Here is a 20,035-nt window from a genome sequence, read left to right as displayed (position 1 = left end):
GATGGCACAGCCTGTGACTCATCGGTCGTGGGGTGATTGCAATGCTTGCGGCGCAGGAGGATGCTGATGGGCCAGAGTCAGGCGCATGGATTCTGAACACCCCGCGAAACCTGTAGGAGCCGGCTTGCTGGCGATGGCGGTCGATCAGGCGATGCGAGGCCCACTGGCTCTATCGCTGGCAATCGAGCCTCGACCGGCCGCGCTCCTACAAGGGAGAACAATAAGAAATGCAGAACAACCATTTGAGCCGTCACGCCCGCCAGGTGCTGACCGTGACCCAGGGCAAGCCTCAACTGCATGGGCCGGGCAGTGATCCGTCCATTGCCCGTTCCTGGCTGCGCTGCCTTGAGGATTATCACCTCGATCCGTCGTTGAGCATCGCCCCCACGGTGCTGGAGCACGATCGCCTCCTGGAAAGCCGCGAGCGCCTCAAGCAGGTGTTGCAGATCGCCGGCAACGAGATGACCAGCCTGCATCAGCAACTCTCCGGTGCCGGGCATGCGGTGTTGCTGACCGATTCCCGGGGCGTGATCCTCAACTGCGTCACCGCTCCCGCCGAACGCAAGATCTTCGAGCGTGCCGGGCTCTGGCTCGGCGCCGACTGGAGCGAGGCCTGCGAAGGCACCAACGGTATCGGCACCTGCCTGGTGGAGCGGCAGTCGCTGACCATTCACCAGGACGAACACTTTCGTGGCCGCCACACCGGCCTGACCTGTTCGGCGAGCCCGGTCTTCGATCCCCAGGGCGAACTGCTGGCGGTGCTCGATGTGTCGTCCGCGCGTCCGGATGTATCCCGGCAGAGCCAGTTCCATACCATGGCCCTGGTGAACCTCTCGGCGAAGATGATCGAGAGCTGCTATTTCCTGCGTTATTACGACAAGCACTGGTTGTTGCGCTTTCACTTGCAGGCCGAGTCCGTGGGCCTGTTCAGCGAAGGGCTGCTGGCATTCGACGGCGAAGGGCGGATCAGTGCGGTCAACCAGAGCGCGCTGAACCTGCTGGGGCATGCCCGCGGCGGGCTGCTGGGGCAGCCGGTGGAAGCGTTTTTCGATTGCTCGCTGGATGACTTGCTGGGGCGTGCGAGTGCCCAGGCCAGCGCCAGTTGGCCATTGCGCACGCGGGATGGCCGCGGCTTGTTCGCGGTGTTGCGCGGCCAGCCGCGCAGTGTGCCCAAGCCGCTGGTATCGTCGCCGGTCATCGCCGAACGAGCAGGCCTCTCGGGCATCTGCCTGGGCGACGAAGGCTTGCAGAGTGATTTTCGCAAGGCGTTGCGGGTCTTCGAGCGCGATGTGCCGCTGTTGATCAACGGCGAAACCGGTTCGGGCAAGGAAGCATTCGCCAAGGCGGTGCATCAGTCCAGCCAGCGTGCGGAAAAGGCCTTTGTCGCCCTCAACTGCGCGGCCATCCCGGAAAGCCTGATCGAAAGCGAACTGTTCGGTTATCGCGGTGGCAGTTTTACCGGCGCGCGCAAGGAAGGCATGCGTGGCAAGTTGCAGCAGGCCGATGGCGGCACGCTGTTCCTCGATGAGATCGGCGATATGCCGCTGGCATTGCAGACCCGCCTGCTGAGAGTGTTGGAAGACCGCCAGGTGGTGCCGATCGGCGGCGAGCCCGAGGCGGTCAACGTGCGGATCGTCAGCGCGACCCACCGCAATCTGCTGGAGCGGGTGCAGGACGGCAGCTTCCGCGAGGATCTGTATTACCGGCTCAATGGGCTGGAGATCGGCTTGCCGGCCTTGCGTGAACGCAGCGACAGGTCCCAGTTGCTGGATTTCCTGCTGGCCGAGGAGGCCGCCGGGCAGCCTGTGCTGATCGAGGCGGCGGCACGCCAGGCCCTGCTGGATTTCGCCTGGCCGGGCAATGTGCGGCAGTTGCGCACGGTGCTGCGCACGCTGGTGGCGCTGTGTGATAACGGGCGGATCGCCGTGGCGGACCTGCCGGCGATGATTCGCCAGGCGCGCCCCGCCCTTGCGCCGATGCCGGTTGACGAGCTCTCGGAGCATCCGCTGGAAGAGGCCGAGCGCCTGGCCCTGCTCAATGCCCTGGAGCAGCAGCGCTGGCACATGACCCATACCGCCGGGCAACTGGGGGTCAGTCGCAATACCCTGTATAGAAAGCTGCGCAAGCATGGCATCGCCCGCTGAGGAGGCTCGGTTCCCTCATGTCCGCGAACCTGAAACACAAGGTGCGATTTCGTCCGCTCTGGGCTAACCTGCGGCCATGTTTTACGAGGTCGACTATGCACATTCATATTCTGGGTATCTGCGGCACCTTCATGGGGTCGATGGCGGTTCTGGCCAAAGAGCTGGGCCATCACGTGACGGGCTCCGATGCCAACGTCTATCCACCGATGAGCACGCAACTGCAGGCGCAGGGCATCGAGCTGACCCAGGGCTACGACCCGGCCCAGCTTGATCCGGCCCCCGACCTGGTGGTGATCGGCAATGCCATGTCCCGTGGCAATCCCGCCGTCGAGTACGTGTTGAACAAGGGCCTGCCCTATGTCTCCGGCCCGCAGTGGCTGGCCGACCATGTGTTGCAGGGCCGCTGGGTCCTGGCCGTCGCCGGCACCCATGGCAAGACCACCACCAGCAGCATGCTGGCCTGGGTGCTGGAACACGCGGGCATGAGCCCGGGCTTCCTGATCGGCGGTGTGCCGCAGAACTTCTCGGTGTCGGCACGGCTGGGCGATACGCCGTTCTTCGTGATCGAAGCCGATGAATACGACAGTGCGTTTTTCGACAAGCGCTCCAAGTTCGTCCACTACCGCCCGCGCACGGCGATCCTGAACAACCTGGAGTTCGATCACGCGGACATCTTCCCGGATCTGCCAGCCATCGAGCGGCAATTCCACCATCTGGTGCGGACCATCCCGAGCGAAGGCCTGGTGATCCACCCGACCACCGAGCCGGCGCTCAAGCGCGTGATCGAGATGGGCTGCTGGACGCCGGTGCAGACCACCGGTGCCGGTGGCCAGTGGCAGGTCAAGCTGCTCAGTGAAGACGGCTCGCGTTTCGAAGTGATGTTCGAAGGCGTGGCCCAGGGTGTGGTCGAGTGGGATATGACCGGCCAGCACAACGTCGCCAATGCCCTGGCCACCCTGGCTGCCGCCCGCCATGTCGGCGTGGTGCCGGCCATGGGCATCGCGGCCCTGAGTGCTTTCAAGAGTGTGAAGCGGCGCATGGAAAAGGTCGCCGAAGTCCATGGCGTGACCATCTACGACGACTTCGCCCACCACCCGACGGCCATTGCCACCACCCTCGACGGTTTGCGCAAGAAGGTCGGCGACGCGCCGGTGATCGCCATTATCGAGCCGCGCTCCAACTCGATGAAGCTCGGGGCCCACCGCGACGGCTTGCCGGAAAGCGTGGTCCAGGCCGACCAGGTGATCTGGTATGCGCCGGCCAACCTCGGCTGGGACCTGGGCGCGACCGCGGCCTTGTGTACCGTGCCGTCGATTGTCAGTGACTCCCTCGACGGCATTATCGAGCGAGTGAAAAGCCAGGCCAAACCCGGCACCCATGTGGTGATCATGAGCAACGGCGGCTTCGGCGGCCTGCACGGCAAGCTTGCCGAGGCCTTGCAGTGAGCGGCCCGGAACGCATCACCCTGGCGATGACCGGCGCGTCCGGCGCGCAATACGGCTTGCGCCTGCTCGATTGCCTGGTGCGCGAGGACCGCGAGGTGCACTTCCTGATTTCCAAGGCCGCGCAACTGGTGATGGCGACGGAGACGGATGTCACCCTGCCACCCAAGCCGCAGACGATGCAGGCGTTCCTCACCGAATACACCGGGGCGCAAGTGGGGCAGATCCGTGTCTACGGCAAGGAGGACTGGATGTCGCCCGTCGCCTCGGGCTCCGGTTCGCCGGCGGCGATGGTGGTGGTGCCGTGTTCCACCGGGACCTTGTCGGCGATTGCCACGGGGGCCTGCAACAACCTGATCGAGCGGGCGGCGGACGTCACGCTGAAGGAGCGGCGGCAGTTGATCCTGGTGCCGCGGGAAGCGCCGTACTCGAGTATCCACCTGGAGAACATGCTCAAGCTGTCGAATATGGGCGTAACTATCCTGCCGGCGTCGCCGGGCTTTTATCACCAGCCGCAGACCATCGACGACCTGGTGGATTTTGTCGTGGCACGGATTCTCAATGTGCTGAATATTCCTCAGGACATGTTGCCGCGCTGGGGCGAGCATCACTTGAGCAGCGATGAATAAGTCGCTGCTGTACCTGCTGCTGGCCGTGCAACTGGCGGGCTGTGCGACGGTGCGTACCCTGGACGCGGGCAAGACCGGTGCGCCGATCGTCTATTCGGGGACGCGGCTGGACCTGTACGCGATGCAGGGCGGTTGTTGTGCCAGCGACCGCTTCGGGGCCGAGGCGCCGAGCTATCCCGGCGTCGACCTGCCGGCCAGCGCCTTGCTCGACACCTTGCTGTTGCCGCTGTCGGTGTTGACGGTATTGGGGGTTGGTTTTCAGGCGACGGGCGGGTTGTAGCATTGATTGATGGCTTTGTGGCGCTGGGTTGCGTGGAGCTTGTGTGGGAGGGGCTTGCCCCCGAAGGGGCCGGTGAGATCGCTAAAAGCTTCGGGGGCAAGCCCCCTCCCACATAAATAAGCACTGCTCCACACAAGCACCGCTCACCACAAGGGACCGAGCAGTCCCGTGAGTTACTTGCCCAACCGGCGCAATTCATCCGACTCGACGATCCGCACGCCATCCTGCTCTTCCAGCGCCAGGCGCCACAGTGCCCGGGCCAGCTGGCAGGCTTCGATCCCGCGATACTTGCCGGGAATCAACTTCGACAAGGGACCCGCCAACTGTTCGGCGAGGCGCGGTTCCGTGCGCTCGCCCAGCAACAGCGACGGCCGGGCAATGGTCAGTTGCGGCCAGTCCTGCGCCTTCAACGACTCCTCCATCTCCCCCTTGACCCGGCTGTAGAACACCTTGGATTTCGGGTTGGCATCAATCGCGCTGACCACGATCAGGTGCCGTGCGCCCATTTCCCGGGCGCGCTTGCCAAAGGCTACGACCATGTCATGGTCGATGGCGCGAAAGGCTTCTTCGGAACCGGCTAGCTTGATGGTGGTGCCGAGGCAGCAGATGGCCAGGTCGACACGGCCGCTCAGTTGCGGCAGGAATACCGCCGGGTCGCCGACCGGGTTTTCCAGGTGTGGATGTTCCGCCAGGGGCCGCCGCGACGGGGCGAGTACGCGGCTGACCGTGGGCTCGTTGAGCAGGCGGTCGAGTAGATGTTCACCGGTCAGGCCGGTGGCTCCAGCGAGCAGGATGTGCTGAGGCGTCAAGTACATAAAATATCTCCCTTGATACGAATCAGCTTAGTTGCTCTTGGCTTCCTTGCTGTCCAGCGAAGCGCTTTGCAACGCTTTTCGTGCTTGTTGCTTGCGTAGTTGCTGCCAATGGGCCAGCACGCCCTTGGGTGCCCAGATCTGGGGTTCCGAAGCCTCGAAGTTGTCTGCCTGTTCGCGGTCGGCAACATGGGCCTTGGCGAGGTTGAAAGCTTGCTGCAAATCGTCGGTCTGGTTCAGGGCCTGGGCGAACAGGGCGTCGCCGAAGTAGGTGAAATCCGCTTCCTCGGAGCAGCCGAAGGACACCCTATCAGCCCGCGAGGCGGTCATTATTAAAGTTCTTTCATCTTTCAGTGCGGGAATGAAACCACCGGAATAACAGGCCGAGATGACGATGACCTTGTCGCGGTTCTTCAGCGGGGCCAGGGCCGAGGCCATTTCATCCGCCGGCAGGTCGGCCAGTTCCAGGCGCGGCTGGTCCAGCACCAGTTCGTGCTCGTGGGTGCCGTGGCTGGTCAGGTAGATGAAGATCAGGTCTTCCGGGCCGCTACGGTCGGCCAGGGTCTGGGCGGCGCGGCGCAGGTTCTCGCGGGTGGCCATCGGACGGTCGATCAGATGGTCGCGGTGATTCACCAGGCTGATCTGGCCGTAGGCGCCAAAGCGCGTGGCGAGCATCTTGTTGACGTAGTCGGCTTCACGCAGGAACACGCTCTGCTTGCCATCGCCCGCCAGTACCAGGCTGTACAGCTCGATGGCCGGGGTGGAGGCAGGAACGGCGGCCAGGGCTTTTTCCAGCAGCGAGCCCTGGGCCAGCAGACCCAGCTCCAGGGCGTCCGGCAGCAGCTTGCCCTCGGCATCGCGAACCCGCTGGCCATTGGCCCAGACACCGCTCTGCACGCTGCCGTCGGCCAGGGTCAGGATGCCGCGGCCCTGATAGGTGTCGCCGGCGAACTCGCCGATATAGACGCTGCCATCACCGAGGCTCAGGTGGCCGAAGCCGGTAAAGCGCCATTCGCTGAATTCACCGCGATAGTGGCTGCCATCGACACCGATCAGCTCGCCCTTGCCACTGAGCACGCCGTCCTTGAACTCACCGATCCAGACATCGCCGTCGGCGTTTTCATAACGGCCCTTGCCGTTCAACTGGTTGTGCTTGAAGCCGCCGGCGTACTGGTCGCCTTCGGCGCTGTTGAAGGTCCCGATGCCTTCCAGCTGGCCGTTGACGAAACGCCCGGTGAACTGGTTGCCGCTCGAATCGCTGCGCTGGCCTTCGCCATTGGGTTTGCCATGGGCGAACTGGCCCTGGTACTGGCTGCCGTCTTCCAGCTCCAGGTGGCCGAGGCCGGAATACTGGTCGTCCTTGAATTCGCCGCGGTAGGTCATGCCGGCTTCTTTGAGGGTGCCTTCGCCGTTGCGGCGCCCCAGCTTGAACGCGCCGGTGTAGCTGCTGTCATGGGTGGTCAGGGTGCCCTGGCCGTGGAACAGGCCTTGCTGGAACTGGCCCTTGTAGACCTCGCCGTTGCTGCCGTGCCACTCGCCGTCGCCATGCCATTGGCCCTTGTCGAACTGACCCGCGTACCAGCTGCCGCTCGGGTAGTCGATGCGCCCCTGGCCTTGCAGCAGGCCATTGATCACTTCCCCACGATAACGACCGCCATCCGGCAGACGGGCGTCTGGCGGTAGTAGCGATTCGCCATCACCGCAGGCGGCGAGCAGCAGGGTCAGAGCAAGGGGCACAAGTGGGCGCATAACGGGATCCGGGCAATTAGGGGACCGAGTATGCCGTAGCATTATGTTGTGTCTAGGGGGGAGAGCACGAAACAGTCGTGTCACTGTTTCGTGCCAGCACTCGGGCGTTACCTCAGACGAAGCAGAGCGATAGAGGTTCAGCGATGTAGGCGGGTTTTTCCTGGCCTTCGATTTCCAGGGTGGCGGTGGCCTTGAGCAGCCATTGGCCGGGCTTTTTCTCGGTGACCTCGGTCAGCTCGACCTTGAGGCGCACCCGCGAGTCGACCTTCACCGGCTGGATGAAGCGCACGCTGTCGAGGCCGTAGTTGACCACCATCTTCAGGCCTTCGGGCAGCACGAGGATGTCTTCCATCAGCTTGGGCATCAGCGACAGCGAGAGGAAACCATGGGCAATGGTGCTGCCGAACGGCGTTTGCGCGGCCTTGACCGGGTCGACGTGGATGAACTGATAATCGCCGGTGGCTTCCGCGAACAGGTTGATACGCTCCTGGTCGATGGTGAGCCATTCGGAACATCCCAGTTCCTTGCCGACATAGTCGTTGAGTTGCGCTACGGGTACATAGGGCATTGAGCCTCTCCTTGGTTTATCCAGTTCTTTCTGGCCGGGGCCTTGCAGCCCTTGGCATCCACTGTAGATCATCACGGCACTTGTGCTCGGTCAAGCCACCATGGCTTTGGCGAATGCCGCCGTATCGGCGTGCTTATAATGGGCCGCGTTATCGGGGAAGAATCCAAGGGAGTGTCTGATGTTGCTACGCGGCCTGACCTGGCTGGTGCTGTTTCAGTTGCTTGGCACGGCGATCAATCATTTGTGTGTACCGATGTTGCCGGGGCCGATCATCGGCCTGCTGCTGTTGCTGGCGTTCCTGATGGTGCGTGGCGAAGTGGGCGCGCCGTTGAGCGAGGCGGCCTCCAGCCTGTTGCGCTACCTGCCGTTGCTGCTGGTGCCGCCGGCCGTGGGCGTGATGGTCTATGCCACGGAGATCGCGGCGAACTTCTGGGCGATCGCCGGCTCGCTGGTGCTCTCGGTGCTGATCTCCATGGCCTTGGCCGGCGTCCTGATGAACTGGCTGGTGCAACGCAAGGACCGGCGGGAGGGCAAGCCATGACGCTCGACTGGCAAGGCGCCTGGAGCGCGGTGATTCACCATCCGCTGTTCGGCATCGGCATTACCCTGGGCGCCTATCAGTTGGTGCTCGCCGGGTTCGAGAAAACCCGCTGGATCTTCCTGCAACCGGTGCTGGCGTCGATGGCACTGGTGGTCGGGGTCCTGCTGCTGTGCGACCTGGACTATGCCGAGTACCGCAAGAGCACGGAAATCCTCAGTATCCTGCTCGGTCCGGCGACCGTCGCGCTGGCGGTGCCGTTGTTCCTCAACCTGCGGCGGATCCGGCAGTTGTTCTGGCCGATTTTTACTACGCTGGTGATTGGCGGGGTGATCGCCACCGGGTTGTGTGTCCTGCTGGGTTGGCTGTTCGGCGCCGACCACCGGATGTTGATGACCATGGCGCCGAAGTCGGTGACTTCGCCGATTGCCATGCTGGTGGCCGAGCAGATCGGTGGTGTGGCAGCCTTGGCGGCGGTCTTCGTGCTGATCACCGGCGTGATCGGCGCCATTGCCGGGCCGAACATGCTGACGCGCCTGGGTGTGCAGCGTGCCGAGGCTCGTGGCATGGCGCTGGGCATGACGGCCCATGCGGTGGGCACCTCGGTGGCCTTGCAGGAAAGTGACGAATGCGGTGCCTTCGCGGCGCTGGCGATGAGTTTGATGGGCGTGGCCACGGCGGTGTTGTTGCCGCTGGTGGTGACATGGCTGGTTTAAGGAAACCTTTATGACCCTGGCGCTGTTTCCCCTGAACACCGTGCTGTTCCCCGGCTGCACCCTCGACCTGCAGATTTTCGAGGCGCGCTACCTGGACATGATCAGTCGCTGCATGAAGCAAGGCAGTGGCTTTGGCGTGGTGTGTATTCTCGAGGGCGAAGAGGTCGGTCGCGCCGCGGAAGGTTTTGCCCGGGTCGGCTGTGAAGCGCTGATCCGCGACTTCCAGCAGCAGGACAATGGCCTGCTGGGCATTCGCGTGGAAGGCGGGCGACGTTTCCGTGTGCTGGGCAGCGAGCTGCAGAAGGACAACCTGACCGTCGCCGACGTCGAATGGCTGGACGAAATTCCCGAGCAGCCATTACAGGACGAGGACGAGGACCTGGTGGCCCTGCTCAAGGCCCTGGCCGAACACCCGATGGTGGCGGCGTTGAACATGGGCACCGAAGCCACCGGACAGCAGTCGCTGGCGAACCAGCTGGCTTATCTGCTGCCGTTTTCCGATCTGGACAAGATCGATCTGCTGGAACTCGACGATCCCCAGCAGCGGCTGGATGCGATCCAGGCCCTGCTCGACGAGCTGCAGGGCGAACTGTTTGCGTGAGCAGGGGGCGCGGTTCTCTCTAGTAGGCGTACCGCAGCACCTGGTGCTGCACATGCCATAACGCGTGGAATCCATACAGGGCCACGGCGGCCGGCAGGATCAGCCACCAGGCGCGCGGCGGCATGGCATTGAGCGGCATGTAGCGCTGGCTGAGGGTCAGGCTGGCCGCCAGCACGCCAATCGCCAGCAGTGCGCCGGCGAGGATGTCGGTCGGCCAATGCGCGCCGAGATACACCCGCGACAACGCCACCGCAAAGGCCGGCAGGCAGCCGAGCAGCAGCCAGGTCACGCGCATCCGTGGCGGCTGGTCGCGCCCGGCCAGCACGGCGAGCATCAGGAAGAACGCGAACGATCCGGAGCTGTGGCCGCTGGGCATGCTGTAGCTGGTGATCGGATCGGTCAGCACCTCCGGGCGCATGCGCGCGAACAGGTGCTTGGTCACGGTGTTGCCGAGGGCGGTGACCGCCAGGGTGGCACCGAAAAACAGCGCGTGGCGCCATTGGCGGGCGAGGAACAGCAGGACCGTGAGCACCGCCGCGACGGTGAACTGGGTGCGGAAGTCGCCCAGGCGGGTGATGATCACCGCGACGAAATCAAGGCTGCTCTCGCGGTGCTCCTGCACCAGCGTCATCAGGCCCTGGTCGAAGGCCTTCAGGTGCGGGTAGCCGAAGAACAGGCCGCCCAGCAGTGCCAGGCTCAGGGCCGAGATCAGGATCGTCGCCTTCGGGTGGCGCTTGAGACTGCAATGAATGCACAGCCCGATCAGCGCCGCCAGGCCGGCCGCGACCACCGCGGTCTGCGGCCAGAAACCCTCAGGCAACGGCAGGCGAAAGGCCGCGCCGGTGGCCCAGCCCGGCAGCAGGTAGGCCACGGACCAGCCGGCGGCGGCAATCAGGCTGACACCGATAAACCGTGGCAGCGGCATGTCGCACATACCGGCGATCATCGGCAACATCGGCCGTAGCGGGCCGATAAAGCGCCCGACCAGCAGGCTGGCGATCCCGTAGCGCTGGAAATAGGATTCGGCGCCGCTCATCCACTCCGGATGCTGGCGCAGGCCCGGCAAGCGCCGGATGTTCTGGTGAAAGCGCCGGCCGAGGGCGTAGGACAACCCGTCACCGAGCAAGCCGCCGAGGAATCCCAGCAGCAGGGTTTCGCCCAGGGTCAGGGCGCCGCTGCCGGCCAGGACGGCAATGGCGAACAGCAGCACGGTGCCCGGCACGATGATGCCGGCAATGGCCAGGCATTCGACACAGGCAATGATGAATACGGCCAGGCCGAGCCATTGCGGATTAGCCGTCAACCAGCCGGTGATGCTATCGAGCCATGGGCCCATGGAGGATTTCCTTATGCAGGCCAGACAACCGTCGGCATTGCGCTTGTTACTGCAGGAGCCGGGCTCCTACAGGTTTGGTGAAAGAATGTGGTAATCGCGACCTTCGACCTGTCCGCGTCGCAATGGGTTGCGCGTGCAATGCGGGGCATAGGCGGCGTCGACGAAGCGGTACATCAGGTGCTCGTCCCGACCCAGGGGAATGCCCAGGCGGGTGGTCTGGATGATCTGCGCCGGCCGGTTGCCGACATCCTCGACAAACAGCCGCTGCAGGTCGAAGCGCTTGGCGTCCCAGGCCGGTACCTTGAGGCCCAGGGCCTTGCACAGCAGCGTCTGCCCGGCACACAGCTTCTGTGATGGCCGCGCCGCACCGTTGGCGTCGGGATTGTTGAGGAGCATCTGCGCCAGGCTGGCCGGGCCCGACAGGTCGTCGACCCAGGGATAGGCGGATTTGATCAGCACCGCGTTTCCCGGCCCATGGGCGCTGAAGTTCAGCGAGTCGCCACCCCGGGAGTAGTACATATAGATGTGTCCGCCATCCAGAAACAAAGCCTTACGCTTTTCTGTATAGCCGAGGGAGGCGTGGCTGCCTTTTTCCTCGAAGTAATAGGCTTCGGTCTCTATGATGCGCGCCGCGAGCCACAGATCGCCGACGCGATGGCGTATGACTTTTCCCAGCAGTTCGCGGGCAAGCAGTTGCGCGTCGCGGTCGAAAAAGGCATCGGGCAGGGCGTTCGGCAGGGGCGGGGGTGTCAGGTTGGACATCGTTCCTGAGAGGCATTCAAGGCTGGTCGGACGCCAATCATACCGATTTTGCCCTTAATCCAAGCTGAATGGCGGCTATTTGTGCCCGATTTCGACCATCCGCCCGGCACCGCTGTGCGTGAGGCGGCGCGACAGCTATAATCGGCCGCTTTCCTATTTGCCAAGTCCCCCTTAGACCATGACTGAGTCCGTTCTTGACTACATGACCCGCCTGGGTCGCGCAGCCCGCGAGGCTTCCCGCGTGATCGGCCGTGCCAGCACCGCGCAGAAGAATCGCGCGTTGCATGCCGCCGCCGCCGCGCTGGATGCGGCCCGCGACGAGCTGGGCGCGGCCAACGAGCTCGACCTGGCCGCTGCCCGCGCCAATGGTCTGGAGCCGGCGCTGGTCGAGCGTCTGGCACTGACCCCGGCGCGGATCGACAGCATGATTATCGGCCTGCGCCAGGTGGCAAGCCTGCCGGACCCGGTCGGGGCGATCCGGGACATGAGCTACCGGCCGTCGGGTATCCAGGTCGGCAAGATGCGCGTACCGCTGGGTGTCGTGGGGATCATCTACGAGTCGCGTCCGAACGTGACCATCGATGCCGCCAGCCTGTGCCTGAAGTCCGGCAATGCCACCATCCTGCGTGGCGGCTCCGAGGCGATCCACTCCAATCGCGCCATCGCCACCTGCATCCAGCGTGGCCTGGACGAGGCCGGCCTGCCGGCCGCCGTGGTGCAGGTGGTGGAAGTCACCGACCGTGCCGCCGTCGGCGCGCTGATCAGCATGCCCGAGTACGTCGACGTGATCGTTCCCCGCGGCGGCAAGGGCCTGATCGAGCGGGTCAGCCGTGATGCGCGGGTGCCGGTGATCAAGCACCTGGACGGCATCTGTCACGTCTACGTCAGTGCCCATGCCGACCTGGCCAAGGCCCGTCGTATCGCCTTCAACGCCAAGACCTACCGCTATGGCATCTGCGGCGCCATGGAAACCCTGTTGGTGGACCAGGCCGTTGCCGCCGAATTCCTCCCGGCCATGGCCGAGCAGTTCCGCGCCAAGGGTGTCGAGCTGCGGGGTTGCGAACGCACCCGGGCGATCATCGAGGCGCTGGCCGCGACGGAAGAAGACTGGAATACCGAATACCTGGCGCCGATCCTGTCGATCCGTGTCGTCGACGGGCTGGACATGGCCGTCGAGCACATCAACGGTTACGGTTCGCATCACACCGACTCGATCGTCACCGAAAACCTGGCCGAGTCCCGGCGTTTCATGGCCGAAGTCGACTCCAGCTCGGTGATGCTCAACACCCCGACCTGCTTCGCCGATGGCTTCGAGTACGGATTGGGTGCCGAGATCGGCATTTCTACTGATAAGCTGCACGCCCGCGGACCGGTAGGTCTGGAAGGCCTGACTTGCGAGAAGTACATCGTGGTCGGCGACGGGCAGTTGCGTGGTCAGGAGTCGGTCTGACTTGGTCGAGAAACGCCAGTCAGCCGCCGTGACCGCTCGCGAAGTTCCGCCTCGGCGCATCGGTGTGCTCGGTGGAACCTTCGACCCGGTGCACATCGGCCATTTGCGCAGTGCCCTGGAAGTCGCGGAATTGATGGAGCTCGATGAGTTGCGCCTGACGCCCAGCGCCCGGCCGCCCCATCGGGATACGCCGCAGGTTTCGGCGATCGACCGTCTGGCGATGGTCGATTGCGCGGTGGCCGGCGTCTCGCCGCTGGTGGTCGATGATCGCGAGCTGCAACGGGACAAGCCGTCCTACACTATCGACACCCTGGAACTCATGCGGGCCGAGCTGGCCGCCGAGGACCAGTTGTTTCTGTTACTGGGCTGGGACGCGTTTTGCGGCCTGCCCACGTGGCATCGCTGGGAAGAGTTGCTCCAGCATTGCCATATCCTGGTGCTGCAACGCCCGGATGCCGACAGCGAACCGCCGGATGCCTTGCGCAACCTGCTGGCCGCGCGGTCGGTCAGCGACCCGAAGGCCCTGCCGGGGCCTGGCGGGCACATTACATTCGTCTGGCAGACACCCCTCGCGGTGTCGGCCACCCAGATCCGTCAACTGCTGGCCAGCGGTAAGTCGGTACGTTACCTGGTGCCTGACGCGGTCCTGGCCTATATCGATGCGCACGGGCTGTACCGTGCGTCGAACTGAAAAGGCGCGCTTGAAAGCACGGACAATCGTGTATTGAAGCGCCCGAACATACGAGCAAAACGAGTTTTATATGACGAACAACGACGTAAACAAAGCAAAGCGCAAAGGCACCTTCAAAAGTGCTCCGCTGCCTGAGAAAGTGATCAGCGGTGAGCCCCTCAAGGGCGATGAGCTGGTCAAGATCGCCGTGGCGGCCCTGGAAGACGTCAAGGCCCAGGACATCCTGGTGATCGACGTTCGCGAAAAGCAGAGCATCACCGACTACATGATCATCGCCACCGGTACCTCCAACCGCCAGATCGGCGCGATGCTGGACAAGGTCCGCGAAGCGGTCAAGGCCCTGGGCGTCAAGCCGCTGGGCGAAGAAGGCAAGGGCGACAGCGACTGGGTCCTGCTGGACATGGACGACGTGATCGTCCACATGATGACCGCCAGCGCCCGTCAGTTCTACGACCTGGAGCGTCTGTGGCAGGGTGCCGAGCAGAGCCGTTCGGCCAGCGCCGCACACCACAGCCCGGAAAACACCCATGAGCATTTCATCAAGCTCAACAAAGACCAGGAATAAGGTGCGGTTGTGCGCCTGCGCCTGATTGCTGTCGGTTCCCGCATGCCCAAGTGGGTGGAAGAAGGCTGGCATGAATATGCCAAGCGCCTGCCATCCGAACTGGCGCTGGAACTGGTGGAAATACCGCTCAATACCCGGGGCAAGAATGCCGACGTGGCGCGCTTTATCCGTCAGGAAGGCGAGGCCATGCTGGCCAAGGTCGGTCCCAACGAGCGCGTCGTCACGCTGGAAGTCCATGGCAAGCCATGGAGCACCGAGCAGTTGGCGGTCGAGCTGGATCGCTGGCGGCTGGATTCGCGCACGGTCAACTTCATGGTCGGCGGCCCCGAGGGGCTGGCGCCGGAAGTCTGTGCGCGGGCCGATCAGCGCTGGTCGCTGTCGCCGCTGACCCTGCCGCACCCGCTGGTGCGGATCCTGATCGGTGAACAGCTGTATCGCGCCTGGACCGTGCTGTCCGGGCACCCTTACCACAAATAAGCCTGCCGAATGACCCAGCCGATCCGCCTCAAGGACCACGAGAAAGACGCCCGTCTGGTGCGTAACCGTGTCGTGGTCGGTGCAGTCGTGGTCGTGCTGCTTATTGCGGTACTGATTGCCCGCCTGTATTTCCTGCAGGTGATCCAGTACGACTACCACTCGACCCTGTCGGAAAACAATCGCGTCCATGTGCAGTCGATCCCGCCGCCTCGCGGCCTGATCTATGACCGCAATGGCGTAGTGGTGGCCGATAACCGGCCCAGCTTCAGCCTGAGCATGACCCGCGAGCGTTCCGGCGATTGGCAACAGGTCCTCGATGTGATCGTCGAAGTCCTGCAACTGACCCCCGAGGACCGCGTGCTCTTCGAGAAGCGCATGCGCCAGGGGCGGCGGCCGTTCGAGCCGGTGCCGATCCTGTTCGAGCTGACCGAAGAGCAGATCGCCCGGGTGGCGGTGAACCAGTTCCGCCTGCCGGGCGTCGAGGTGGTGGCGCAACTGGTTCGCCACTATCCACAGGGGGCGCATTTCGCGCATTCGGTGGGCTACATGGGGCGGATCAACGAGAAAGAGGCGAAAGTCCTCGACTCGGTGAACTACAGCGGCACCCACCATATCGGCAAGACCGGCATCGAGCGCTTCTACGAGGCGGAATTGCACGGCCAGGTCGGTTACGAGGAAGTCGAGACCAACGCCCGCGGGCGCATCCTGCGGGTGCTCAAGCGCACCGATCCGGTGCCGGGCAAGGACATTGTCCTGAGCCTGGACATCAAGCTGCAGGAAGCCGCCGAAGAAGCCCTCGGTGGCCGTCGTGGCGCGGTGGTGGCGCTGGACCCGAATACTGGCGAGGTGCTGGCGATGGTCAGCCAGCCGAGCTTCGACCCGAACCTGTTCGTCACCGGCATCAGCTTCAAGGCCTACGCCGAACTGCGCGACTCCATCGACCGTCCGCTGTTCAACCGGGTCTTGCGCGGCCTGTATCCGCCGGGTTCGACCATCAAGCCGGCGGTGGCGATTGCCGGCCTGGACAGCGGTGTGGTCAATGCCTCGACGCGGGTCTTCGACCCCGGTTACTACGAACTGCCGAACTACGACCACAAGTATCGCAACTGGAACCGCACCGGTGACGGCTGGGTCGACCTGGACACGGCGATCATGCGTTCCAACGATACCTACTTCTATGACCTGGCCCACAAGCTGGGGATCGACCGGTTGTCGTCCTACATGAACAAGTTCGGCCTGGGCCAGAAGGTCTCCCTGGACATGTTCGAAGAGTCGCCGGGGCTGATGCCGTCGCGCGAGTGGAAGCGCACCACGCGCCGCCAGGCCTGGTTCCCCGGCGAGACGCTGATCCTCGGCATCGGCCAGGGCTACATGCAGGCGACGCCGCTGCAACTGGCCCAGGCCACGGCGCTGGTGGCGAACAAGGGCGTGTGGAACCGTCCGCACCTGGCGAAGACCATCGAAGGCCAGAAGCCGCTGGATGAGAACCCGATGGCGGATATCGTCCTGCGCAACCCTGCCGACTGGGACAAGGTCAGCCACGGCATGCAGCAGGTGATGCACGGCGCCCGGGGGACCGCGCGCAAGGCGGCGATCGGCTCGCAGTACCTGATCGCCGGCAAGAGTGGTACGGCCCAGGTCGTGGCGATCAAGCAGGGCGAGAAGTACGATCGCTCGAAAGTCCAGGAGCGCCATCGTGACCACGCCCTGTTCGTCGGCTTTGCGCCGGCCAACAATCCGAAGATTGCCGTGGCGGTGATGGTCGAGAACGGTGAGTCCGGTTCCGGCGTCGCGGCGCCGGTGGTCCGCCAGGTGATGGACGCCTGGTTGCTGGGCCCGGATGGCCGGATCAAACCTGAATATGCAGGCACCACTACCGCGGAGGCTACGCCTTGATCGCCAATTTCGATCGCATCCTCTCCAGTGAGGATGTGATGCGCCGCCGGGCCACGTTGTTGCAGCGCATGCACATCGACGGGCCGCTGCTGGTCCTGCTGCTGACCCTGGCGGCCGGCAGCCTGTTCGTCCTGTATTCGGCCAGCGGCAAAAGCTGGGACCTGCTGATCAAGCAGGCGACTTCCTTCGGTATCGGCCTGGTGTCGATGTTCGTCATCGCCCAGCTCGAACCGCGGTTCATGGCCCGCTGGGTGCCGCTGGCCTACGTGCTGGGGGTGATGCTGCTGGTGGTGGTGGATGTCATGGGCCACAACGCCATGGGCGCCACGCGCTGGATCAATATTCCCGGGGTGATCCGCTTCCAGCCGTCGGAATTCATGAAGATCCTGATGCCGGCGACCATCGCCTGGTACCTGTCCAAGCGCACGTTGCCGCCGCAGCTCAAGCACGTGGGCATCAGCCTGATGCTCATCGGCGTGCCGTTTATCCTGATCGTGCGCCAACCCGACCTCGGTACCTCGCTGCTGGTCCTGGCCGGCGGCGCCTTCGTGCTGTTCATGGGCGGCCTGCGCTGGCGCTGGATCCTCAGCGTGCTGGCGGCGGCGGTGCCGGTGGCGGTCGGCATGTGGTTCTTCATCATGCACGACTACCAGAAGCAGCGGATCCTGACCTTCCTCGACCCGGAAAGCGATCCGCTGGGCACCGGCTGGAACATCATCCAGTCCAAGGCCGCCATCGGTTCCGGCGGCGTGTTCGGCAAGGGCTGGCTGCTGGGCACCCAGTCGCACCTGGACTTCCTGCCGGAAAGCCACACCGACTTCATCATCGCGGTCATGGGCGAGGAGTTCGGCCTGGTGGGCATCTGCGCCCTGCTGCTGATCTACCTGCTGCTGATCGGCCGGGGGCTGGTGATCACCGCCCAGGCCCAGACCCTCTTCGGCAAGCTGCTCGCGGGCAGCCTGACCATGACATTTTTTGTTTATGTTTTCGTCAACATCGGTATGGTCAGTGGCCTGTTGCCGGTGGTGGGCGTGCCGTTGCCATTCATTAGCTATGGCGGAACTTCGCTGGTGACGCTGCTGTCAGCGTTTGGGGTTTTGATGTCGATCCATACCCACCGCAAGTGGATCGCACAGGTTTGATTAAGGTGAAGAATTCAATGCAAGTGATGCGCGGCTGGGCGGCTCGATGCGCTCCATGGATGAGCCTTGTCGGCTGCCTGGGGGCGGCGCAGAGTGCGCTGGCCGGTGATTACGAAGGATCACCGCAAGTGGCCGAGTTCGTCGGTGAAATGACCCGCGACTACGGTTTCGCCGGCGAACAGCTGATGGAGGTGTTCCGCCAGGCCGAGCGCAAGCAGAGCATTCTCGATGCGATTTCCCGCCCGGCCGAGCGGGTCAAGCCGTGGAAGGAATACCGGCCGATGTTCCTCACCGATGCCCGGGTTGCCCGCGGTGTCGACTTCTGGCGCCAGCATGAGGCGGCCCTGGCCCGCGCCGAGCAGGAATACGGTGTGCCGGCCCAGGTGATCGTGTCCATCATCGGCGTGGAAACCTTCTTTGGTCGCAACACCGGCAACTACCGGGTGATCGATGCCTTGTCGACCCTGGGGTTCGATTATCCGCCCCGCGCCGAGTTTTTCCGCAAGGAGCTGCGCGAGTTCCTCCTGCTGGCCCGCGAGGAACAGCTCGATCCCCTCAGTCTCAAGGGTTCCTACGCCGGCGCCATGGGCCTGCCGCAGTTCATGCCGAGCAGTTTCCGCGCCTATGCGGTGGACTTCGACGGCACCGGCCATATCAATATCTGGACCAACGCCGACGATGCCATCGGCAGCGTTGCCAGCTACTTCAAGCGTCATGGCTGGGTGGCCGGCGAGCCGGTGGTGAGTCGCGCCGACGTGCGCGGCGACCTGGTCGACCAGGGTTTGAGCCCGGGTATCGACCCGGTGAAGACCGTTGGGGAGTTGCGGGCGCTGGGCTGGTCGAGTCATGATGCGCTGCGCGATGATATGCCGGTCACGGCATTTCGCCTGGAAGGCGACAATGGCCCTGAATACTGGATGGGCCTGAAGAATTTTTATGCGATCACGCGCTATAACCGCAGCGTAATGTACGCCATGGCCGTGCATCAGCTGTCTGACCTGTTGGTCCAAGCACGGGGCGTCAAGTAATGCAGGCTTTGCCGATTCAAAAACCACTGAAACTGCTGGCTTACACCGCGTTGGCGGTGCTGGTGGTCAGTTGTTCGACCAGCCGCTCGCCTTACCAGTCGTCGTCTTCCAATGCCATCCGCGCCAAGCCGGGGCTGGATATCAACCGGGCCCACAAGGACGGCGCGCCGTGGTGGGACGTGGATGTGTCGCGGATTCCCGATGCCACGCCGACCCTGCATACCGGTGCCTACAAGGCCAACCCCTACACCGTGCTGGGCAAGACCTACTTCCCGCTGCCGGACTCGAAAAACTATGTCGCCCAGGGCACGGCCTCGTGGTACGGCACCAAGTTCCATGGCCAGAACACCGCCAACGGCGAGGTCTACGACCTCTACGGCATGAGTGCCGCGCACAAGACCCTGCCGCTGCCCAGCTATGTGCGGGTGACCAACCTGGACAACAATCGCAGCGTGATCCTGCGGGTGAACGACCGCGGGCCGTTCTATTCGGACCGGATCATCGACCTGTCCTACGCCGCCGCCAAGAAGCTCGGCTACGCCGAGATCGGCACCGCGCGGGTCAAGGTCGAAGGTATCGATCCGCAGCAATGGTGGGCCCAGCGCGGTCGCCCGGCGCCGCTGATGCTCAATGAGCCGCAAGTCGCGCAGGCTCCTGCACCGGCCCTGACCGCGTCCACCGGGACCATCGAGCAATGGACTCCGCCGCCGCAACAACACGCGACCGACGTTGTCCCTGTACAGGCCGATGCAAAAAAAAACGGTTCTGTACCAGCCTCTGGCCAGTATCTCCAGGTGGGCGCCTTCGCGAACCCGGACGCTGCCGAACTGCTGCGATCGAAGCTAAGCTCGATGGTCAAGGCGCCGGTGTTCGTCAGTTCGATCGTGCGCAACCAGCAGACGCTGCATCGGGTCCGGATGGGGCCGATCGGCACGCCGGATGAAGTGCAGCAGGTACAGAACAGCGTCCGCCTGGCCAATCTCGGCTCGCCAAGTCTGGTGACGTCGGAATAACACAGGCACAATTGTGGATTCGGCCGCATCCGAAGGGCCGGGTCCTGGTTGTTGGTTCGTCTGATAATAAAAGCCTCAAGGGCGCTTGAAAACGTAGCGAGCGAAGGCAAGACAAGGCAAAAGCAGGCGAGGAAGCGCAGTTTACTGCTGTAAATGAGCATTCTGGGCCTGATTTTAACGCCGTATTACCGAGCGC

General features: G+C 63.9%; 20 protein-coding genes. 15 read left to right on the top strand and 5 right to left on the bottom strand.

The features are described 5' to 3' along the window. Window positions 1-227: 227 nt before the first annotated feature. From ACL9RJ_RS12980 to ACL9RJ_RS12965, 4 genes are all read left to right on the top strand, one after another. Window positions 228-2,144, top strand: coding sequence for a sigma-54-dependent Fis family transcriptional regulator (locus ACL9RJ_RS12980; protein WP_017123333.1), 1,917 nt, complete (start codon window positions 228-230; stop codon window positions 2,142-2,144). 95 nt (window positions 2,145-2,239) lie between these two features. Then, window positions 2,240-3,589 carry a UDP-N-acetylmuramate:L-alanyl-gamma-D-glutamyl-meso-diaminopimelate ligase gene (mpl, locus tag ACL9RJ_RS12975; RefSeq protein ID WP_017123334.1) on the top strand — a complete coding sequence of 450 codons (1,350 nt, stop codon included), beginning with the start codon at window positions 2,240-2,242 and terminating at the stop codon, window positions 3,587-3,589. Then, a complete protein-coding gene (gene ubiX / locus ACL9RJ_RS12970; protein ID WP_017123335.1) occupies window positions 3,586-4,215 on the top strand; it encodes a flavin prenyltransferase UbiX in 630 nt (209 codons plus the stop codon). Before mpl ends, ubiX begins: the two co-directional genes overlap by 4 nt. Further along, on the top strand, window positions 4,208-4,495 hold the full coding sequence (locus ACL9RJ_RS12965) for a YceK/YidQ family lipoprotein (protein WP_017123336.1): 288 nt from the start codon (window positions 4,208-4,210) through the stop codon (window positions 4,493-4,495). Before ubiX ends, ACL9RJ_RS12965 begins: the two co-directional genes overlap by 8 nt. Before the next feature lie 173 nt (window positions 4,496-4,668). Here ACL9RJ_RS12965 and ACL9RJ_RS12960 read toward each other — a convergent pair whose 3' ends face one another. The 3 genes from ACL9RJ_RS12960 to ACL9RJ_RS12950 all read right to left on the bottom strand — a co-directional run bounded on the left by ACL9RJ_RS12960 (window position 4,669) and on the right by ACL9RJ_RS12950 (window position 7,624). Beyond that, a complete protein-coding gene (locus ACL9RJ_RS12960) occupies window positions 4,669-5,310 on the bottom strand; it encodes an oxidoreductase (RefSeq protein WP_017123337.1) in 642 nt (213 codons plus the stop codon). A 27-nt stretch (window positions 5,311-5,337) separates the two neighbouring features. Beyond that, complete coding sequence (locus ACL9RJ_RS12955) at window positions 5,338-7,056, bottom strand: C13 family peptidase (protein ID WP_017123338.1); 1,719 nt, start codon at window positions 7,054-7,056, stop codon at window positions 5,338-5,340. 112 nt (window positions 7,057-7,168) lie between these two features. Next, the gene (locus ACL9RJ_RS12950) at window positions 7,169-7,624 is read right to left on the bottom strand and encodes a MaoC family dehydratase (RefSeq protein ID WP_017123339.1); all 456 of its coding nucleotides are present in this window, start codon (window positions 7,622-7,624) and stop codon (window positions 7,169-7,171) included. Between the two features lie 178 nt (window positions 7,625-7,802). Here ACL9RJ_RS12950 and ACL9RJ_RS12945 point away from each other — a divergent pair, with 178 nt between their 5' ends. The 3 genes from ACL9RJ_RS12945 to ACL9RJ_RS12935 are packed head-to-tail and all read left to right on the top strand — an operon-like array spanning window position 7,803 to window position 9,479. Next, window positions 7,803-8,165, top strand: a complete 363-nt coding sequence (locus tag ACL9RJ_RS12945) for a CidA/LrgA family protein (RefSeq protein WP_017123340.1) — start codon at window positions 7,803-7,805, stop codon at window positions 8,163-8,165. Then, window positions 8,162-8,878 carry an LrgB family protein gene (locus tag ACL9RJ_RS12940; protein WP_017123341.1) on the top strand — a complete coding sequence of 239 codons (717 nt, stop codon included), beginning with the start codon at window positions 8,162-8,164 and terminating at the stop codon, window positions 8,876-8,878. Before ACL9RJ_RS12945 ends, ACL9RJ_RS12940 begins: the two co-directional genes overlap by 4 nt. A gap of 10 nt (window positions 8,879-8,888) precedes the next feature. Continuing rightward, window positions 8,889-9,479 (top strand): LON peptidase substrate-binding domain-containing protein, encoded by a 591-nt coding sequence (locus ACL9RJ_RS12935; RefSeq protein ID WP_177083948.1) that lies wholly within the window; start codon window positions 8,889-8,891, stop codon window positions 9,477-9,479. Between the two features lie 19 nt (window positions 9,480-9,498). Here ACL9RJ_RS12935 and ACL9RJ_RS12930 read toward each other — a convergent pair whose 3' ends face one another. Together ACL9RJ_RS12930 and ACL9RJ_RS12925 are read right to left on the bottom strand one after the other, a co-directional pair. Further along, a complete protein-coding gene (locus ACL9RJ_RS12930) occupies window positions 9,499-10,815 on the bottom strand; it encodes a bifunctional DedA family/phosphatase PAP2 family protein (RefSeq protein ID WP_017123343.1) in 1,317 nt (438 codons plus the stop codon). 66 nt (window positions 10,816-10,881) lie between these two features. Continuing rightward, window positions 10,882-11,577 carry a DNA-3-methyladenine glycosylase gene (locus ACL9RJ_RS12925; RefSeq protein WP_177083950.1) on the bottom strand — a complete coding sequence of 232 codons (696 nt, stop codon included), beginning with the start codon at window positions 11,575-11,577 and terminating at the stop codon, window positions 10,882-10,884. Between the two features lie 178 nt (window positions 11,578-11,755). Between ACL9RJ_RS12925 and ACL9RJ_RS12920 the strand changes: the two genes are divergently transcribed. The 8 genes from ACL9RJ_RS12920 to ACL9RJ_RS12885 all read left to right on the top strand — a co-directional run bounded on the left by ACL9RJ_RS12920 (window position 11,756) and on the right by ACL9RJ_RS12885 (window position 19,839). After that, complete coding sequence (locus ACL9RJ_RS12920) at window positions 11,756-13,027, top strand: glutamate-5-semialdehyde dehydrogenase (protein ID WP_042934198.1); 1,272 nt, start codon at window positions 11,756-11,758, stop codon at window positions 13,025-13,027. A gap of 1 nt (window position 13,028) precedes the next feature. Further along, the gene (nadD, locus tag ACL9RJ_RS12915; RefSeq protein WP_017123346.1) at window positions 13,029-13,718 is read left to right on the top strand and encodes a nicotinate-nucleotide adenylyltransferase; all 690 of its coding nucleotides are present in this window, start codon (window positions 13,029-13,031) and stop codon (window positions 13,716-13,718) included. Between the two features lie 70 nt (window positions 13,719-13,788). Beyond that, on the top strand, window positions 13,789-14,283 hold the full coding sequence (rsfS, locus tag ACL9RJ_RS12910) for a ribosome silencing factor (RefSeq protein WP_017123347.1): 495 nt from the start codon (window positions 13,789-13,791) through the stop codon (window positions 14,281-14,283). A gap of 9 nt (window positions 14,284-14,292) precedes the next feature. Beyond that, on the top strand, window positions 14,293-14,760 hold the full coding sequence (gene rlmH, locus ACL9RJ_RS12905) for a 23S rRNA (pseudouridine(1915)-N(3))-methyltransferase RlmH (RefSeq protein WP_007937439.1): 468 nt from the start codon (window positions 14,293-14,295) through the stop codon (window positions 14,758-14,760). Between the two features lie 9 nt (window positions 14,761-14,769). Beyond that, a complete protein-coding gene (mrdA, locus tag ACL9RJ_RS12900; protein ID WP_103033144.1) occupies window positions 14,770-16,656 on the top strand; it encodes a penicillin-binding protein 2 in 1,887 nt (628 codons plus the stop codon). Window positions 16,657-16,694: 38 nt separating this feature from the next. Continuing rightward, window positions 16,695-17,798 (top strand): rod shape-determining protein RodA, encoded by a 1,104-nt coding sequence (rodA, locus tag ACL9RJ_RS12895; RefSeq protein ID WP_042934380.1) that lies wholly within the window; start codon window positions 16,695-16,697, stop codon window positions 17,796-17,798. 17 nt (window positions 17,799-17,815) lie between these two features. After that, the gene (mltB, locus tag ACL9RJ_RS12890; protein WP_042934202.1) at window positions 17,816-18,826 is read left to right on the top strand and encodes a lytic murein transglycosylase B; all 1,011 of its coding nucleotides are present in this window, start codon (window positions 17,816-17,818) and stop codon (window positions 18,824-18,826) included. After that, window positions 18,826-19,839 carry a septal ring lytic transglycosylase RlpA family protein gene (locus ACL9RJ_RS12885; protein WP_017123350.1) on the top strand — a complete coding sequence of 338 codons (1,014 nt, stop codon included), beginning with the start codon at window positions 18,826-18,828 and terminating at the stop codon, window positions 19,837-19,839. The genes mltB and ACL9RJ_RS12885 overlap by 1 nt, the downstream gene beginning before the upstream one ends. The last annotated feature ends 196 nt before the right edge of the window (window positions 19,840-20,035 follow it).

Origin of the sequence: Pseudomonas sp. Mn2068 (genome assembly GCF_049319725.1) — a bacterium.
Lineage (GTDB): Bacteria > Pseudomonadota > Gammaproteobacteria > Pseudomonadales > Pseudomonadaceae > Aquipseudomonas > Aquipseudomonas gingeri.
Note: the sequence above shows the minus strand (reverse complement) of the source record. Positions and strands in the feature narration are given on the sequence as shown.

Coding starts and splice junctions, on each gene's coding strand:
- ACL9RJ_RS12930 (WP_017123343.1), bottom strand. CDS start 10,815: ATGGGCCCATGGCTCGATAGCATCACCGGCTGGTTGACGGCTAATCCG.
- mrdA (WP_103033144.1), top strand. CDS start 14,770: ATGACCCAGCCGATCCGCCTCAAGGACCACGAGAAAGACGCCCGTCTG.
- mltB (WP_042934202.1), top strand. CDS start 17,816: ATGCAAGTGATGCGCGGCTGGGCGGCTCGATGCGCTCCATGGATGAGC.
- ACL9RJ_RS12885 (WP_017123350.1), top strand. CDS start 18,826: ATGCAGGCTTTGCCGATTCAAAAACCACTGAAACTGCTGGCTTACACC.
- ACL9RJ_RS12980 (WP_017123333.1), top strand. CDS start 228: ATGCAGAACAACCATTTGAGCCGTCACGCCCGCCAGGTGCTGACCGTG.
- ACL9RJ_RS12960 (WP_017123337.1), bottom strand. CDS start 5,310: ATGTACTTGACGCCTCAGCACATCCTGCTCGCTGGAGCCACCGGCCTG.
- ACL9RJ_RS12940 (WP_017123341.1), top strand. CDS start 8,162: ATGACGCTCGACTGGCAAGGCGCCTGGAGCGCGGTGATTCACCATCCG.
- ACL9RJ_RS12920 (WP_042934198.1), top strand. CDS start 11,756: ATGACTGAGTCCGTTCTTGACTACATGACCCGCCTGGGTCGCGCAGCC.
- mpl (WP_017123334.1), top strand. CDS start 2,240: ATGCACATTCATATTCTGGGTATCTGCGGCACCTTCATGGGGTCGATG.
- ACL9RJ_RS12950 (WP_017123339.1), bottom strand. CDS start 7,624: ATGCCCTATGTACCCGTAGCGCAACTCAACGACTATGTCGGCAAGGAA.
- ACL9RJ_RS12925 (WP_177083950.1), bottom strand. CDS start 11,577: ATGTCCAACCTGACACCCCCGCCCCTGCCGAACGCCCTGCCCGATGCC.
- rodA (WP_042934380.1), top strand. CDS start 16,695: ATGCGCCGCCGGGCCACGTTGTTGCAGCGCATGCACATCGACGGGCCG.
- ACL9RJ_RS12965 (WP_017123336.1), top strand. CDS start 4,208: ATGAATAAGTCGCTGCTGTACCTGCTGCTGGCCGTGCAACTGGCGGGC.
- rsfS (WP_017123347.1), top strand. CDS start 13,789: ATGACGAACAACGACGTAAACAAAGCAAAGCGCAAAGGCACCTTCAAA.
- ACL9RJ_RS12945 (WP_017123340.1), top strand. CDS start 7,803: ATGTTGCTACGCGGCCTGACCTGGCTGGTGCTGTTTCAGTTGCTTGGC.
- ACL9RJ_RS12955 (WP_017123338.1), bottom strand. CDS start 7,056: ATGCGCCCACTTGTGCCCCTTGCTCTGACCCTGCTGCTCGCCGCCTGC.
- ACL9RJ_RS12935 (WP_177083948.1), top strand. CDS start 8,889: ATGACCCTGGCGCTGTTTCCCCTGAACACCGTGCTGTTCCCCGGCTGC.